Genomic DNA, 14,979 nt, shown 5'->3' with positions numbered 1-14,979 from the left:
AATGAATTTATCTTCGGGGCTGGGAAGAGAGATCAGAACGGTGCGTCGCCGATGATTCCGGCGCGCTCCATCTTTCGAACCGCGGGCCAGTAGTCCTGCACCGCGTAATGCTGTGTCGAACGGTTGTCCCAGATCGCGACGCTGTTTTCGGTCCAACGCCACCGAACCTGGTACTCGGGAATCTGAGCCTGGCTCGCCAGGTAAGTGAGCAGATTCCCGGCGCCGGGGGCGTAATCGATTCCATAGCGGACGTTCTCGGGCGTGTGATAGTTCACGAGGTGTGTGGCGAACGAATTGACGAAGAGAATCTTCTCGCCGGTCTCCGGATGTGTTCGTACCACGGGATGTTCGGCGTCGGGAAAGCGTTCCTTCAGCTGGTGCCGCTGTTCGATCGGCATCCGAGCGCCGAAGGTCGACTCGATACTGTGCCTGGCACGCAGATCCTTGATCTGCTCCTTGACCCGCGCCGGCAGATTCTCGTAGGCGAGTGCCATGTTCACCCAAATCGTGTCGCCGCCGACAGGAGGTGTTTCCACACAACGCAATACACATCCCATGGGCGGGTTAACGCGCCAGGTGGCGTCGCAGTGATATGCATTCTCGAAATGCTCCGGCGGGCTGTCCAGATCCTTGTAGATGCGGACCAGGCCCGGGTGGTCGGGGTCGCTGCCCAGAGCCGGATGATCCTCGAGTTCACCGAATCGCTGGGCAAGTTCTACGTGCTCGGCTTTGGAGAAGGTCTGGTCGCGAAAGAACAGAACCTTGTGTTCGAGCAACAATGCCTTGATTTCGGCGAAGAGTGCATCATCTCGCGCGACCTCGCCGAGATCCACCCCGGACAACTCTGCCCCGATCGAACAGGTCAATTTCTCGACGCGGATCGTATTCCTCGACGAGGGAAGGTTTTCTGTGAGCGTTGCGGTGTTGGTCATGACAATTCCTCTGGGAAGTGCTGTTTCGGTTCAGACGGAGAAGACGGAGGAACCGATACTGCGACCGGACTCCATGTCGTGGTGCGCACGCACCGCATCTTCGAGGGGGTACCGCTGGTTGATCTCGATCTTGATTCGCCCGGACTCGACGTGTGAGAACAGTTCGCCCGCCAGTTCGGCACGTTCTTCGGGATCCGCGATGTAATCGGCGAGAGCCGGACGTGTGAGGAAGAGTGATCCCTTGACTGCCAACTGCATTGCCTGAATCGGCGGAGTCGGTCCGGACGCCGTTCCGAAGCACACCAGCAGCCCCCGCCTGGCAAGGCAATCGAGAGAGATGTCGAACGTGGAATGCCCGATACTGTCGTAGACAACCGGCACGCCGACGCCCCCGGTGATCTCCTTGACACGCGCGACGACGTCCTCGCGGGTGTAGATGACGACTTCATCGCAACCGTGAGCTCGGGCAACGCTCGCCTTCTCGTCGCTCGACACCGTTCCGATCACATTGATTCCCAACAGTTTTGCCCACTGGGTGAAGATCAGTCCAACCCCGCCCGCCGCAGCATGTAGCAACACGGTGTCTCCCGCTTTCAATGGGTAGATGCGACGTAGAAGGTAGGCGGCAGTCAGTCCTCGCATGGTCATGGCGGCCGCGGTGTCGAAGGCGATGCCGTCGGGTAGCGCGATCAGGTCGGACGACGCCATGATCCGCTCGGTGGCGTACGCACCCAGCGGACTGCCGGTGTAGGTCACACGGTCCCCCACTGCAAAATCGACTACTCCCTCGCCGATCTCTTCGACCACACCGGCGCCCTCGACGCCCATCCCGGCAGGCAATTGCGCAGGATAGAGGCCACTTCGAAAGTAGGTGTCGGCGAAGTTCAACCCCACCGCTTCATGACGAACCCGAACCTCTCCGGCGCCCGGTCGTCCTACCTCGATCTCTTCCCAACTCATGACGGACGGTGTGCCGATCTCGTGGAACCGAATGGCGTTTGCCATCAATGCTCTCCAATTCTGTGGGCGGGCTCGACTCGATTACGGTCGAGCTGTATTCGTACGCAACAACTTCCAGAAGTCGGTGCTCGGCTTCGTGGTCGTGCCGAACTGATGTGAACAAAACTATGTGAGATCCGGCTCACATGCTTAACTTGACGAGACACACAACACAACATTTCGGGACATCGAGTAAAGGGGGCACTATGAAGCCACTCGCCCGCTACGCGTCACTGAACCGATACGTCGACCTGTGCCGAACAGTGGACGTGGACGCTGTTGCCCTCATGAGAAGTGTCGGCCTGAGCCCGGCAAGCCTGGCGAACCCCGACCAATGGGTACCGGCCGCCTCCATCGCATCGCTCCTGGAGCGATCGGCAGCGGAGTCCGGACACGAAGACTTCGGGCTTCTACTCGCCGGCCTGCGTCGACTGTCCAATCTCGGCCCCCTCAGCTTGGTCATCAGGGAAGAACCAGACGTCAGGAGCGCACTCGACGTATTGATGCGATACGAGCACACGTACAACGAGTCATTACGCATTCGATTGAACGAGGTCAACGGACTCGCCACCCTGCGAATCTCGCTCGAGGTCGGCGAACCGGTCGACACCAGACAGAGCGTCGAACTCGCAGTCGGCGCGACACTGCAGATCCTGCGGAGTTTCCTGGGTTCTCGATGGCAACCGGTCAGCGTGGGATTCACGCACAATGCCCCGAAAGACACGAGCACGCATCGGCGAATCCTCGGCGAGACGGTGGAATTCGATCACGAGTTCACCGGTATCGTTTTCTTCGCCGCCGACCTGGATGCGGCTAACCAACTTTCCGACGAGTTACTCCGGCCGTACGCTCGCCAGTTCCTCGACTCGCTTCCCGCCTCGGAAACCTCCGATACCCTCAGCCGCACCAAGGAATTGATCGAAGTTCTGCTTCCGACCGGCCGCTGCTCTGTCGAGCAGGTGGCACGCAGTCTCGGATTCGACCGGCGGACACTGCACCGTCATCTCGCCGAATCCGGAGATACGTTCACGGCCGTTCTCAATTCGGTTCGAAGCTCCCTCGCGGAACGATTTGTCTCCAACCCTCGCTATTCGTTGACCGAAGTGGCTGTGCACCTCGGGTTTTCGACGCAGGGTAGTTTCTCGCGCTGGTTTCGCACTCAGTTCTCGATGAGCCCGAGCGCATGGCGGACTCAGCGCTCGATCAGCTGACCAGCACGACTCCGACGTAGGCGATCGTTGCCACCCACACAGTGGAAATCGCGGCCAGCACGAATGGCCGGGCGCCAACTCCACGAATGACGCTCAACCGCACCCCCAGCCCGAGTGCGAACATCGCGGCGGCCAACAGCGCCGTCTGCACCGTCTTCGCCAGCCCCAGAAGCTCATCCGGCAAGATGCCCGTGGAGCGCAAGCCCATGCAGCCGATGAATGCCACGACGAACAACGGAATCAGCGGGGGACGCTTGGCGGCAGTGCTGTCGACCATCCTGCGTTGCCGGATACTCAGAAACGCCATGACCGGCGCCAACATCAACATGCGCGCAAGTTTCACCACGGTCGCGACACCCAACGCGGTGGCGCCGAGAGCGCTGCCGGCAGCCACCACTTGCGCCACTTCGTGGATCGACCCACCGGCCCACATGCCTGCACCGACCTCGTTCATACCGAAAGCGTTGGCCAACAGTGGGATTGTCGGAATCATCAGAGTTCCGAAGATCACCACCAACGCAACAGCGGTGAGCAACTCTTCCTCTCGCGCATTCACCACACCGTCCGCAGCAGCCACGGCGGCAGCACCACAGATCGAGAAGCCGCAGGCAATCAGAATTCTCTGCGACCAACTCAATCCGAGAAGTTTTCCGGCATACATGGTCCCGGCGATACCGAGGAACACAATCGCAACCACAACGGCGATCACTCCCCAGCCCAAACCGACGATGTCGGAGAACATCAATTGCAGCCCGAGCAGAGCGATACCCACCCGAAGTAGCCGTTTCGCCGAGAATGCCAGGCCAGGTTGGAATTTCGCCGGCAAAGAGACGGCATTCGCCAACACCGCACCCGCCACGATCGCAATCAGCAACGGACTCACGGCGGAGGTGAACTGACCGGCTATCAGCGCGACCGTGGCCCCCAAGGCGCACAACGCAACTCCGGGCACCAATGCAGCCACACTGGACCACCGTCGTACTTCTGACGAAGGGGCGACTGCGGGTTTCTCGGCCACGGACTTCACATCACGGTTCACTCATCCAGCGTCCTTGAGCCACCATCGCTCCGGTAGGGCGATTTCTACCATTACGGCATATCAAATCGATATGAACGTGAAGTTCGGTATAGCCTGTTTGCATGACCAGACGGTGGCCCGACCTCACCACTCTCGAGCTACTCATCGGCATCGATGATCACGGAAGTCTCAGTGCGGCAAGCCGTTCAGCAAACATTGCGCAGCCGAATGCCAGCCGCGCCGTCAAAGCCCTCGAGCGGCAGCTCGGGATGCCACTCATACACCGAAGGTCGACGGGGGCGACTTTGACTCCGCAGGGGACCGTCATCGTCCACTGGGCGCGCCGCGTCCTCGCCAACTCGAGGCAGCTTCTCGACGTCGCCGAAGGGATGCGGACCGAACGATCCGCGGAATTGACCGTGTGTGCCAGCATGACCGTCGCCGAACATCTGATTCCGGCCTGGCTCGGTATCTTTCGGTCACTACATCCTGGTGTCACCGTCCACCTTCAGGTCTACAACTCGACCCGCGTCCTCGAGGCTGTCGAGGTGGGAATGTGCGACCTCGGATTCGTCGAGTCACCGACCGTTCCGAAGAGCCTGTCCAGCGTCACCGTCGCGCGTGACTCGCTGGTCGTGGTCGTTCATCCGGATCATCCATGGGCGCGTCGACGAAAGCCGCTGACCGTCGCCGAACTGGCAGCGACGCCGCTGCTGGTGCGCGAGCCCGGATCGGGAACCAGAACGACTCTCGACCTGGCGTTACACGAATACGAGCGCGGTGCACCGTTGTTGGAACTGGGTAGTTCGGCCGCGATTCGAACCAGCGTGCTCGGTGGCGTCGGCCCGGCGGTACTGAGCACGCTGGCCGTCGAGGACCAGGTGAAGCAGGGAGAACTTCGGGTGGTAGCCGTCGAAGGCTTGGAACTCGACCGATCCCTGCGTGCAGTGTGGCGCCCGCCGCGTCAGCTCGAGGGCCCCGCAGGCGACCTGATGAAAGTAGTGCGTGCCAGCGGGTCCCGGAAGTCCTGAAAGCGGCTTACTTCTTGTCGGCCTTCGCTGCTGCCTTTGCGGCCTTCTTGAACTCGCGGACCTCGAGCAAAGACTGTTCGTCGACCACGTCTGCAATCGAGCGCCTCGAACCTTCGAGCCCGTAGTCGCCGGCCGCTTGGCGCCAACCTTTCGGCTCGACGCCGATCTGTTTTCCGAGCAACGCCAGGAAGATCCGGGCTTTCTGATCCCCGTAACCGGGTAGGGCTTTGAGCCGCTTCAGTACTTCCTTGCCGTCGGGATTTCCCGAAGTCCAGATCGCCGCGGTGTCGCCGTCGTAGTTCTCGACGATGAACTGGCACATGAGCTGGATACGCTCGCCCATCGACTTGGGGAATCGGTGCACAGCCGGAGGCTCGGCGCAGACGGCGATGAACTCGTCGGTGTCCATGTCGGCGATACGCCTGACGTCGATACCGCTGAGCCGATCCGCCAGCTTCTTCGGACCGAGGAAGGCCGTTTCCATCGGAACCTGTTGATCGAGAAGCATTCCGATCAACAACGCCAACGGGTCCTCGGCCAGGAGGGCATCAGCTTCGGGGTCACCGACAAGGTTCAGTTGAAGTGCCATGAGTCCGATACTGCCACGTCAGACGGCAGTTGTGACCGGCGCCGACGCATCCGGGGCCGGAATCTTCCACTTCTTCCAGCCGAACAGAACCAACGTCGAGACCGCGGCAAGCGTGAAGACCCAGAGGTAGACGCCGACGGTCGGAATCCGCAGATACTCGGGCGGCACGAACATGAACAGGCCCATTCCGATGAAGCGATCCGTACCCGGAATGACCGACGGGTCCCACCAGGTGTGAGACCAGTTCAAGACCGGGAGCAGGAAAACGAACGGCGCCACCCACGCCCAGCGCTTCTTCGACACCATCGCGTAGTGCGCGGCGAGGACGACCAGCGGGACGAACCACACCCAGTGATGGCCCCACGAGAACGGCGAGACAGTGGTCGCAGTCAACCCCGTCATGGTGAGGCCGAGCAATTTCTGGCCGTGGCGGTGAGCAATCCACGCGGCACCGAGTCCGAGGCATACCGCTAGCGCACTGAAGACTAGGACCAGGACCCGCGACGGCGTCGGAGTGTGAGTGAGCTGAGCGATCAGACCGGACACGGACTGGTTGCTCGGAGCGTCCGTCGGTCCGACGCGTTCGCTGTCGACAAGAGTGCCGGTCCAGTACTTGTACGCATCGTTGTAGATCACGACGAAGCCGATCGCAACGGTCGCAGCGAACGTCACGACGGCCGTCACCAACGCACGCCATTGACGAGTGATGAAAAGGTACGCCCAGAAGAAGGCCGGAGTGAGCTTCACGCCGGCGGCGATGCCTGCCCCGATTCCTCGGAGCCGACTCTTCTCGTCCCGACCGAGGTCCCACACGATCAAGAGCAGCAGGAAGATGTTGATCTGCCCGAGCCAGAGCGTCGTACGTATCGGTTCCATGAACAGAAAGATCGTGGTGGCCAACGCACTGACGGCGTACGCCTTCACGTCGAGCCGATAACCGAGATACTTCCAGCACAACACGATCACTGCGAACAGCGCAGCGATGTTCAAACCCGTCCACACGACAATCGCCTGTTTGAACGAGAGCACCGCCCACACCGTGAACAGCAAAGCCGCAAACGGGGTGTACGTGAACATCATCCCTTCCAGGACTGGCCCGTCGTACAACGGAAGGCCCTGAACCACAACGCTGCCGCCGTGGCGGTAGACGTCGAGATCGAGGAAATTTTCGAAGATGCCCCAGTACCGCGTATTCATCGGCACGGCGAAAAGAACCATCAGCACGGACGCGACTGCCAGAACACCGAGTACAGAGAATCCGAGAACACCGACACGGAGGGTGCGTCGCGGTATGTCAGCTTCGACGACCGACTCCGAGTTCGCGGTGTGCGCCTCGAAAGAAGGCCCATCCGAAGCGTTGATCGCGCCCGTCACTACAACCTCCGGGATTTACACCCTATGTCGGGAATTGATGCTCCGAACGGTACAAGACAAGACCGAAAAGTACCGACCGGGCACGCCGCTTCGAGAACTCAGATCTCGGAGAGACGCGATTCGGTAGCTGCGAGCAGAACACACGTAGCCACGCCGTCCATGGCAACTTCGAGTTCAGCCGTGGACGGGAAGCTCGGGGCCAACCGGATGTTCCGGTCGTCCGGATCCGTGCTGTACGGGAAAGCCGATCCGGCAGCGGTGAGCGCGATACCCGCGTTCTTCGCCAGTTCGATGACCCGCTTGGCCGTGCCGTCGACCACGTCGAGGCTGATGAAGTATCCGCCCTTCGGCTCGGTCCAAGACGCGACCTTCGATGCACCGAGACGATCCTCGAGGATCCGCAGTACGAGCTCGAACTTGGGCGCGAGGAACGCGCGATGCTTCTCCATGTGCGCACGAACGCCGTCGGCATTGCCGAAGAAACGCAGGTGGCGAAGCTGATTGACCTTGTCCGGTCCGATGCTCTTCTTGCCCAGGAACTTCTGGTACCAGGCAAGGTTTTCCGCCGAGCTACCGAAGAAGCTCACACCAGCGCCGGCGAAAGTGATCTTGGACGTCGACGCGAACACGAGCGGACGGTTGGGGTGTCCGGCCTCCGCTGCCATCGAGAGAATGTCGTAGGAAGGCGCAGTCTCGCCGACAAGCGGATGTACGGCGTACGCGTTGTCCCAGTACAGGCGGAAGTCGGGCGCGGCCGTCGGCATCGACGCGAGCGTACGGACAATTTCTTCGGAGTACACGGCACCCGTGGGGTTCGCGTAAACCGGAACCGCCCACATGCCCTTGATCTGCGGATCTGACGCAACAAGTTCGGCGATCTTGACGACATCCGGGCCGTCGTGGTTCATCGGCACCGCGATCATCTCGATGCCGAGGGACTCGGTGATCGCGAAGTGGCGGTCGTAGCCCGGCGCGGGGCAGAGAAACTTGATCTCTTCGCGTGCCCACGGCCGGGCCGAATCCGGTGTGCCATGAAGCAGTGAGAACACGACGTTGTCGTGCATGATCTCGAGGCTCGCGTTGTTGCCGGCGAGAAGGTTCGCAACGGGGATACCCAGCAGCTCACCGAAGATGGCGCGCAGTTCCGGCAGACCGGTGAGTCCGCCGTAGTTACGGCAGTCGGTGCCGCTTCCGTCACGGAAATCACCGTCGCCGGGCAGCGTCAGCAGCTCTGCGGAAAGGTCGAGTTGTTCCGGGGAAGGCTTACCGCGGGTCAGATCGAGTGCGAGCTTCTGCGCCTGGAGCTGCGTGTACTTCGCGCTCTGGCTCTCATGCTCGGAGGTGAGTTCTTCATGGCTCATCAACCCGATCTGGGTTTGGATAGGCATCCGGAGCGGCCTTTCACCGACGAGGCGGGGTCGGGTATGTGAAAAAATAGAGGACCCCGCGCACCCGGCAGAGCCCGTTGACCCTTGCTGCCTTCCGGCCCTGGGGGAGTTCACAGGATGCGCGCCGCGCGGGATCCAATGAACAGTGTAGACGGCTTTCTCCGGCCGCTGCACACCACCTACCGGGGCCGAGATGCAAACCTCGAGTTCCACCGGTTCTTCGCAGGTCAGGTACCCGTTTAACGCTTCGCGCCCGCAATTGGGTATGCTGCTCCACGGAGGATTCGCCTAGTGGCCTATGGCGCTCGCCTGGAACGCGGGTTGGGTTAACGCCCTCAGGGGTTCAAATCCCCTATCCTCCGCCAAAGGAACCCCTGTGAACTGCTGAGAAGCGGTTCACAGGGGTTCTTTTCTGTCCTCATGCAACGAGTAATGCAACAGGGTCTCGGTTCAGCTCGATGTTCTGCGAGCTCAGACGGTCTGCCGACTCGTGGTGGTTTCGATCCCGCAGCGCGCCGAATCGGAATGCTGCTGCGTGATTTCGAGTGGCCGCCGATGGCCCGAACCCGATTCGGGAAGCTATGGCCACATCTGCTCCTGCAGCCCGCGTTGGTCATGAAATGACACCCGCGCCGCAAGTCTTATTTATCCAGATCCCATTCTGGATAAGATAGGCATGGAAAGCAAGGCGGCAATATAGCGTGGATACAGGGAGAGACCAGATGGCGTACAGGACGTTGAAATCGATCTTTCACCAACGAGATCGTGCTGGTGCCGATGCTGAGGAGCGAGCGCGACGCGATTCTCCCGCCGCCGTCCACTGGGACCTACTGATCGGCGAACACTCGACGTTCGCACTGATGACACCCGAAGTCGCAGCGCTGATCGAACGGATCATGAGCTTCGAGCCGAAGATCCGGGCTGAGTGGAACGGGCTGCCGGCCCTCGCGCGCACCCACTACCTGCATCGCATGGTGATCGACGAGATCCAGGCAACGAACGAGATCGAACAGGTCCGCTCAACCCGGAAGGAGATCAGCGAGGCAATCGAGATGGTGTGGGCGGAGCAACCCCTCGCGAACAAGCGGTTCGCCGAGATGGTGCGGCTCTATCTCAATATCGGCAACGACCAGGCCGAGAGTCCGCAGACGCTCGACGACATCCGAGACGTCTACGACGCGGTAACTCGGGGCGAGATTCGCGACGAGGACGCCCCCGATGGGAAGCGGTTCCGGCAAGGGCCAGTATCGATCACGTCAGGAATCAAGGTCGTGCACACCGGTGTGGTACCCGAGTCAGCGATCGACGACGCGCTGACCCTCATGCTGAGCCAGGGGGGCGACGACTCGATTCCACGACTGATCAGGGCAGTGGTCGCGCACTTCATCTTCGAGTACACGCACCCGTTCTACGACGGCAACGGCCGAACCGGACGCTACCTTCTCGCGCTGGACCTTCGACAGGTGTTGGCTCCGTATGCGAGCCTGGCATTGTCGGCGACCGTCGCCGACAACAAGGATCGTTACTACAAAGCATTCTCTGACGCGGAGAATCCATTGAACCGCGGAGATCTGACGCCCTACCTGATCGATATGCTGGAGATCATCGCCGAGGCGCAACATCGACTGCTGCTCGACCTCTCCGAGAGGCGGCATAAGATCGACACACTCGAGGCGCGTATCCGCGTTCTGGTGGAGGATGAGGAATTTCCGCTGAACTTGGGACTCGATCGCGAGTCGACGCCGCCGGTTGATAGCAACCACATCGGCGCAGTCCTGTTCACCCTGGGTCAGGCCCACTGCTTCGAGGCGAACCGCGCCATCAAGTTGAACACCCTGGTCGAGGTGGTGGGTCGATCCAGCCAGTTCGCCCGCCCGCGACTTCAGCGCCTGGACGATGCCGGGATCATTGAGACGGTTACGAAGAGACCGCTGCGCTTCCGGCTCACGGCACGGGGGGTATCGCTCCTCGATCTGGATGGGGAGTGATTTTCGCCAGGTCGCAGATGGGCTAGGTGGCGATTGGGCGCACGATCGACGTTTCCATTCCCACTCGCGAATGGAGTGCAGTGGCCGCAACATTTGTGGTCTTCGTCGGCGCACTGGTTCTGCCGCCGGGTACCGCACGACGATTGGTTGCAGCGAGCTGGGCCGTCCACCCGATTTTCGACCTACTTCACGAGCGTGGTCCAGAATCACGTCTGCCGGATTGGTACCCCGCAATTGCGCGGGATACGACCTCGGAGCCGCTGGACTTCTTGCTGCCGAACCACGCAATTTCGTTTGACAGACTCACAAACCCGAGGACAGACTTTCCGTCCAACCCAACCATCGGGAGTACGCGTGATTGCCGGCCAGACCAATCTGCTCGCAGATTGCAGCAGTTGCTTCGGTCTGTGCTGCGTCGCACTCCCCTTTTCCAAGTCCTCCGACTTCGCGACCAACAAGAATGCCGGCGACCCCTGCAAGAACCTGCAGCAGGATTTCCGTTGCGGCATTCACACCGGATTGCGAAAGAAGGGCTTCACCGGTTGCACCGTCTACGACTGTTTCGGTGCGGGACAGAAGGTTTCACAGCAGACCTACGACGGCGTCAGCTGGCGTGATGCCCCGGAGACCGCGTCGGACATGTTCGAAACCTTCCCTGTCGTACGCCAGTTGCACGAACTGCTCTGGTATCTCGCCGAAGCCCGCTCGCTGAAGCAAACCCACTCGATACGAAAGGAACTCGACGCTGCACTCGCGGAGACGGAAAGCCTGACCAACGGCACGCCTTCGCAGATTCAAGCCGTCGACGTCTCAGCACACCGAGCGGCAGTCAACACACTGCTCTTGCAGACGAGTAACCTTGTGCGCTCACCGATCTCAGGCAAGAAGGGCCGAAAACTCGACCATCGCGGCGCAGACCTCATCGGCGCCAAACTTCGTGGTTCCGATCTACGTGGGGCCAACTTTCGCGGGAGTTACCTGATCGGTGCAGACCTCCGCGACTGCGAACTCGATCGAGCCGATCTGATCGGTGCAGACTTACGCGGCACCGACATTCGCGGCGCAAAACTCCGCGGCAGTATCTTTCTCACTCAGTTCCAGATCAACGCGGCGATCGGCGATTCGGCTACCACGCTGCCCGATTCACTGACCCGCCCCGGCCACTGGGCCTGAGCCAGACGACTGTTCGCGACTGTCAACTCCGTCGACGGAGAACGACCTTGTTAGCTTCCGGATCGACAGACACCCACGGCGGGTCACCGTCCGTTCCGTCCTCACGATGCATCAATGCGCTCTGACGCTGTTCGAATTCATGATGCTTGGACCCCTGAAACAGGGCAGCAACCTCTTCGAAGCCCGCGGCCGAGACCGGACGAGTCGTACGTCCCCGAGTCCACGGCAGTGCCCGGCCGCCGGTGAGCCGGTTCCAGAGAGTCTCGGCGAAAGCGAACAGGACCAGCAGCACGAGCAAGCCTGGCAGCGTCAACGCGAACAGAGTGCCCATGAAAGAAGTCTAGCGACGAACGCCCCCGGTTCCCTCGACTTCCGATCGGCCGCCCTATGTCTGGTCCCGCGGTCGATGATCTGCCAGAATGCAAGCTGTTACGACTAGTAACACCTTCGGGGGGAGGATTTCACATGAGCTTGATACTTGCAGCTACCGACCGTTCGGAGCTTGCCCAGACACTCGGTACCGAATTAATACATTTCGGGCACCAGATACAGCTCGTCCGCACCGGGCGCCGCCTACTCGACGACCTGGACACCGACAGTTTCGATATCGCCGTGATCGATCTCCTTCTGCCGGACATCGACGGCTACGAGATCGCACGGCAGATCCGCTTGCGCAGTTCGATGCCGATCATGATGCTGGTGGATACCTACGAGGACATCGACGAAGCACCACATCGCACTGTCTCGGACTTTGTGCTGAACCCGATCGATTCTCACGCGCTCGATCTTCGGGTCACCGCAATCCTTCGTGAAACCGCACATCCCGCCCCCGGCAAACACCAACGTCACGGTGAGCTGCTCCTCGATCGACGTGCGATGACGGCGACGATGGGCGGAAAGCTGCTGGTCCTCAGCCGGACCGAATGGCGGGTGCTCCTGGAGCTGTCGACCGAGCCTGGGCGCGTGTACTCACGTGATCACCTGATCCGAAACGTGTGGGGTTCCGACCACGAAAGGACGCGTGTGGTCGACGCAACCATTCTCAGCCTGAGGTCCAAACTCGAATCCGATCCCGCGAAACCGAAGTACATCAAAACCATCAGGGGATTCGGATACCGCTTCGGCCCGGTCGACTGAAGTCGCCTTCGTGTCGGTGCCGCTCGATAAGCTCTTGTCATGGGTTGGTACACACCACAATCGGTCGCCCCGGATCTCTCCGACATCCTGGTGTGTGGCTGGACGGCGTGCGCAGAAGGAGAACACCTCCTCGTGCCCGATGCTTGCATGGACGTGCTGTGGATACGCGGCGTCGGCATACGCGTCTGTGGCCCCGAAACCGCTGCATGGTCATTCACTCTTCCGCCCGGAACACGCTCCGTGGGTGTTCGATTCCGCCCTGGATCGGCATCGCCGATGTTGCGAACCTCGGCGTCCGAGCTTCGGGATTCTCGCGCCGATCTCAGCGATGTAACCGACGCACGCACGGAACGAATACTGTTGAACCGCTTGGAAAATTCCGAAGACCACGAACAGGTCTCCATCCTCGAAAGCGCTGTTCGGAGTTGGGTAAGTTCGAGTTTCCGTCACGATCCGGTGATCAACCACGTTCGCACCGCACTGTCCGAACATTCGTGGAATGTCAGCTCTCTCGCCGACGCGGCGGCACTGACTTCGCGCCAACTCCAACGTCGATGCAACGACGCCTTCGGATACGGCCCGGCAACGCTGCGCTCGATCCTGCGCCTCCAGCGCTTCATGGCGCTCGCTCGCAGTCGACCCGCGCTGGGACTCGCTGAATCCGCCGCCCACTGCGGATTCAGCGATCAGGCCCACTTGACCCGTGAATGCCGCCGAATCTCGTCGCTGACCCCGGCGGCTCTACTCCGCACCCAAGCCCCCGACTGGCACGGGTCGGATACCGTTGTCGCGCTGGCGGAGGGAGACGCGGTCGCGTAATCCCGACCGCGCTCCCCCGCCGTCACTTCTGGCTGAAAAGCGTCCTTGCCGACCACAGCCCACCGAGGGAAAGAACTGCGACCGTCATGTAGTAGTAACTGGGGGCGTCGAGCGAGCCTGTTGTACTGATCAACCAGGTCAAGACCAACGGCGCGATTCCGCCGAGCAAAGTCACTCCGAGGTTGTACGACAATGACATTCCGGTAGCCCGGATCTCTGCCGGGAACAGCGAACTCATCAGGGCGGGCAAGGGACCGAAGGCAAACGCCATGATGACACCCAGGACCGAAACAACCAGGACGAGGGTCAGAGTCGACGGGTGATCGACCATCAATTTGAAGAGCGGCCAGGCCAAGACGATTGCCGCAACGGCGGCCCAGGTCATAACTCTCGCCGGTCCGACCCGGTCTGCAAGATGCCCGATCAACGGCACGGTGATCAAGGTGACCAGTCCGGCGACGATGCCGCCGAGATAGCCGGCCGAGGCGGAAACTCCGAGGTTCTTCACGGCAAACGTCGGCATGTACAAGATGAGGTAGATCGAGATAGTCGCGACGCCCACTACTGCGGCACCGGTCAGCACCCGGCCGAGATGCCTGGTCAGCGTCGTCTTCAGCGGAGCCCTTTCCGGAACGCTCGTCTTGAAATCGTCCGTTTCGTCAAGCTTGGCACGGATGTAGAGTCCGACCGGCCCGACGATGATGCCGAAGAAGAACGGAACGCGCCAGCCCCACGAGTAGAGCGCTTCATGCGAAAGGTGGGTGTTGAGCACGTATCCGAACAGCGATGCCAGGAAAACCGAGGCACCCTGGCTGGCAACTTGCCAGGAAGAGTAGAACGCCTTCTTGTGTGGCGCAGTCTCCACGAGGAAGGTTGTAGCAGTACCGAATTCACCGCCGGCGGAGAATCCTTGAATGAGACGCGAAACAAGGATGACGACGCCGGCCCACGGTCCGATCATCGAGGTCGTCGGCGCCACGGCCATGATGAGCGTGCCGATCATCATCAGCATCATCGTCAACGTCAAGGCGTTCTTGCGCCCGCGACGATCGGCGTAGCTACCGAGAACCATCCCGCCAAGCGGCCGGATGACGTACGAGATCGCAAACGTCGCGAACGTCAGTATCAAACCGAGCGTGTTGTCGCCGCCGGGAAAGAAATTATGGGCGATCACCACTGCGAATGATGCGTAGACGATGACGTCGAACCATTCGAGCGCAGCGCCGAGCGAACTGCTGATCACCGCCTTGCGAGCAGCGGCCAGGCGTTCCGGGGTGACTGTTCCGGAGGTTGGCGTAGTTGCCGTGGACATGGTTTTCC

The 14,979-nt window shown here is 60.9% G+C and carries 14 protein-coding genes, 1 tRNA gene and 1 other RNA gene; 7 read left to right on the top strand and 9 right to left on the bottom strand.

The genetic code is table 11. The annotated features are described in order from the left end of the window. Positions 1-32 precede the first annotated feature (32 nt). Positions 33-932 carry a TauD/TfdA dioxygenase family protein gene (locus tag KTR60_RS01910; protein WP_007731564.1) on the bottom strand — a complete coding sequence of 300 codons (900 nt, stop codon included), beginning with the start codon at positions 930-932 and terminating at the stop codon, positions 33-35. Between the two features lie 30 nt (positions 933-962). Further along, positions 963-1,937 carry a quinone oxidoreductase family protein gene (locus KTR60_RS01905; RefSeq protein ID WP_228401714.1) on the bottom strand — a complete coding sequence of 325 codons (975 nt, stop codon included), beginning with the start codon at positions 1,935-1,937 and terminating at the stop codon, positions 963-965. A 200-nt stretch (positions 1,938-2,137) separates the two neighbouring features. Between KTR60_RS01905 and KTR60_RS01900 the strand changes: the two genes are divergently transcribed. Further along, a complete protein-coding gene (locus tag KTR60_RS01900) occupies positions 2,138-3,142 on the top strand; it encodes an AraC family transcriptional regulator (RefSeq protein ID WP_007731570.1) in 1,005 nt (334 codons plus the stop codon). On the opposite strand, the gene KTR60_RS01895 is transcribed toward KTR60_RS01900, so the two are convergent. Next, a complete protein-coding gene (locus KTR60_RS01895; RefSeq protein WP_228401712.1) occupies positions 3,135-4,181 on the bottom strand; it encodes a YeiH family protein in 1,047 nt (348 codons plus the stop codon). The two genes, KTR60_RS01900 and KTR60_RS01895, sit on opposite strands and share 8 nt — an antisense overlap. A 101-nt stretch (positions 4,182-4,282) precedes the next feature. Here KTR60_RS01895 and KTR60_RS01890 point away from each other — a divergent pair, with 101 nt between their 5' ends. After that, positions 4,283-5,191, top strand: coding sequence for a LysR family transcriptional regulator (locus KTR60_RS01890; protein ID WP_003943906.1), 909 nt, complete (start codon positions 4,283-4,285; stop codon positions 5,189-5,191). Positions 5,192-5,198: 7 nt separating this feature from the next. Here the strand turns inward: KTR60_RS01890 and KTR60_RS01885 are convergent, their stop codons facing one another. The 4 genes from KTR60_RS01885 to ffs form a co-directional block, all read right to left on the bottom strand. Further along, entirely contained in the window at positions 5,199-5,780 is a 582-nt protein-coding gene (locus tag KTR60_RS01885) for an HhH-GPD-type base excision DNA repair protein (RefSeq protein WP_003943868.1), read from the bottom strand. An 18-nt stretch (positions 5,781-5,798) separates the two neighbouring features. Then, on the bottom strand, positions 5,799-7,154 hold the full coding sequence (locus tag KTR60_RS01880) for a glycosyltransferase 87 family protein (protein WP_030535732.1): 1,356 nt from the start codon (positions 7,152-7,154) through the stop codon (positions 5,799-5,801). 98 nt (positions 7,155-7,252) lie between these two features. Then, the gene (locus KTR60_RS01875; RefSeq protein ID WP_228401710.1) at positions 7,253-8,542 is read right to left on the bottom strand and encodes an aminotransferase class I/II-fold pyridoxal phosphate-dependent enzyme; all 1,290 of its coding nucleotides are present in this window, start codon (positions 8,540-8,542) and stop codon (positions 7,253-7,255) included. A gap of 41 nt (positions 8,543-8,583) precedes the next feature. Next, positions 8,584-8,683: signal recognition particle sRNA small type (gene ffs / locus KTR60_RS01870), an RNA gene on the bottom strand. A 136-nt stretch (positions 8,684-8,819) separates the two neighbouring features. Between ffs and KTR60_RS01865 the strand changes: the two genes are divergently transcribed. From KTR60_RS01865 to KTR60_RS01855, 3 genes are all read left to right on the top strand, one after another. Continuing rightward, positions 8,820-8,907 (top strand) — tRNA-Ser (locus KTR60_RS01865). A 495-nt stretch (positions 8,908-9,402) separates the two neighbouring features. Then, positions 9,403-10,530, top strand: coding sequence for a Fic family protein (locus KTR60_RS01860; protein WP_228401709.1), 1,128 nt, complete (start codon positions 9,403-9,405; stop codon positions 10,528-10,530). Between the two features lie 354 nt (positions 10,531-10,884). Further along, positions 10,885-11,703, top strand: a complete 819-nt coding sequence (locus KTR60_RS01855) for a pentapeptide repeat-containing protein (protein ID WP_228401708.1) — start codon at positions 10,885-10,887, stop codon at positions 11,701-11,703. A gap of 22 nt (positions 11,704-11,725) precedes the next feature. Here KTR60_RS01855 and KTR60_RS01850 read toward each other — a convergent pair whose 3' ends face one another. Beyond that, positions 11,726-12,034 (bottom strand): DUF6191 domain-containing protein, encoded by a 309-nt coding sequence (locus KTR60_RS01850; protein ID WP_007731580.1) that lies wholly within the window; start codon positions 12,032-12,034, stop codon positions 11,726-11,728. A gap of 134 nt (positions 12,035-12,168) precedes the next feature. Here KTR60_RS01850 and KTR60_RS01845 point away from each other — a divergent pair, with 134 nt between their 5' ends. Continuing rightward, entirely contained in the window at positions 12,169-12,840 is a 672-nt protein-coding gene (locus tag KTR60_RS01845; protein ID WP_228401706.1) for a response regulator transcription factor, read from the top strand. 39 nt (positions 12,841-12,879) lie between these two features. After that, positions 12,880-13,659 (top strand): helix-turn-helix domain-containing protein, encoded by a 780-nt coding sequence (locus KTR60_RS01840; RefSeq protein ID WP_003943809.1) that lies wholly within the window; start codon positions 12,880-12,882, stop codon positions 13,657-13,659. A 22-nt stretch (positions 13,660-13,681) separates the two neighbouring features. On the opposite strand, the gene KTR60_RS01835 is transcribed toward KTR60_RS01840, so the two are convergent. Then, on the bottom strand, positions 13,682-14,971 hold the full coding sequence (locus KTR60_RS01835; protein ID WP_030535736.1) for an MFS transporter: 1,290 nt from the start codon (positions 14,969-14,971) through the stop codon (positions 13,682-13,684). Between the last annotated feature and the right edge of the window lie 8 nt (positions 14,972-14,979).

The organism is Rhodococcus sp. C1, assembly GCF_020809065.1.
GTDB classification, from domain to species: domain Bacteria; phylum Actinomycetota; class Actinomycetes; order Mycobacteriales; family Mycobacteriaceae; genus Rhodococcus_F; species Rhodococcus_F qingshengii.
The sequence above is the reverse complement of the archived record's forward strand: the minus strand, read 5'-3'. Positions and strand labels throughout refer to the sequence as shown.

Excerpts from the sequence above, each read along its gene's own strand:
- KTR60_RS01910 (WP_007731564.1), bottom strand. The coding sequence starts at position 932 with ATGACCAACACCGCAACGCTCACAGAAAACCTTCCCTCGTCGAGGAAT.
- KTR60_RS01905 (WP_228401714.1), bottom strand. The coding sequence starts at position 1,937 with ATGGCAAACGCCATTCGGTTCCACGAGATCGGCACACCGTCCGTCATG.
- KTR60_RS01900 (WP_007731570.1), top strand. The coding sequence starts at position 2,138 with ATGAAGCCACTCGCCCGCTACGCGTCACTGAACCGATACGTCGACCTG.
- KTR60_RS01890 (WP_003943906.1), top strand. The coding sequence starts at position 4,283 with ATGACCAGACGGTGGCCCGACCTCACCACTCTCGAGCTACTCATCGGC.
- KTR60_RS01885 (WP_003943868.1), bottom strand. The coding sequence starts at position 5,780 with ATGGCACTTCAACTGAACCTTGTCGGTGACCCCGAAGCTGATGCCCTC.
- KTR60_RS01875 (WP_228401710.1), bottom strand. The coding sequence starts at position 8,542 with ATGCCTATCCAAACCCAGATCGGGTTGATGAGCCATGAAGAACTCACC.
- KTR60_RS01860 (WP_228401709.1), top strand. The coding sequence starts at position 9,403 with ATGACACCCGAAGTCGCAGCGCTGATCGAACGGATCATGAGCTTCGAG.
- KTR60_RS01850 (WP_007731580.1), bottom strand. The coding sequence starts at position 12,034 with ATGGGCACTCTGTTCGCGTTGACGCTGCCAGGCTTGCTCGTGCTGCTG.
- KTR60_RS01845 (WP_228401706.1), top strand. The coding sequence starts at position 12,169 with ATGAGCTTGATACTTGCAGCTACCGACCGTTCGGAGCTTGCCCAGACA.
- KTR60_RS01840 (WP_003943809.1), top strand. The coding sequence starts at position 12,880 with ATGGGTTGGTACACACCACAATCGGTCGCCCCGGATCTCTCCGACATC.
- KTR60_RS01835 (WP_030535736.1), bottom strand. The coding sequence starts at position 14,971 with ATGTCCACGGCAACTACGCCAACCTCCGGAACAGTCACCCCGGAACGC.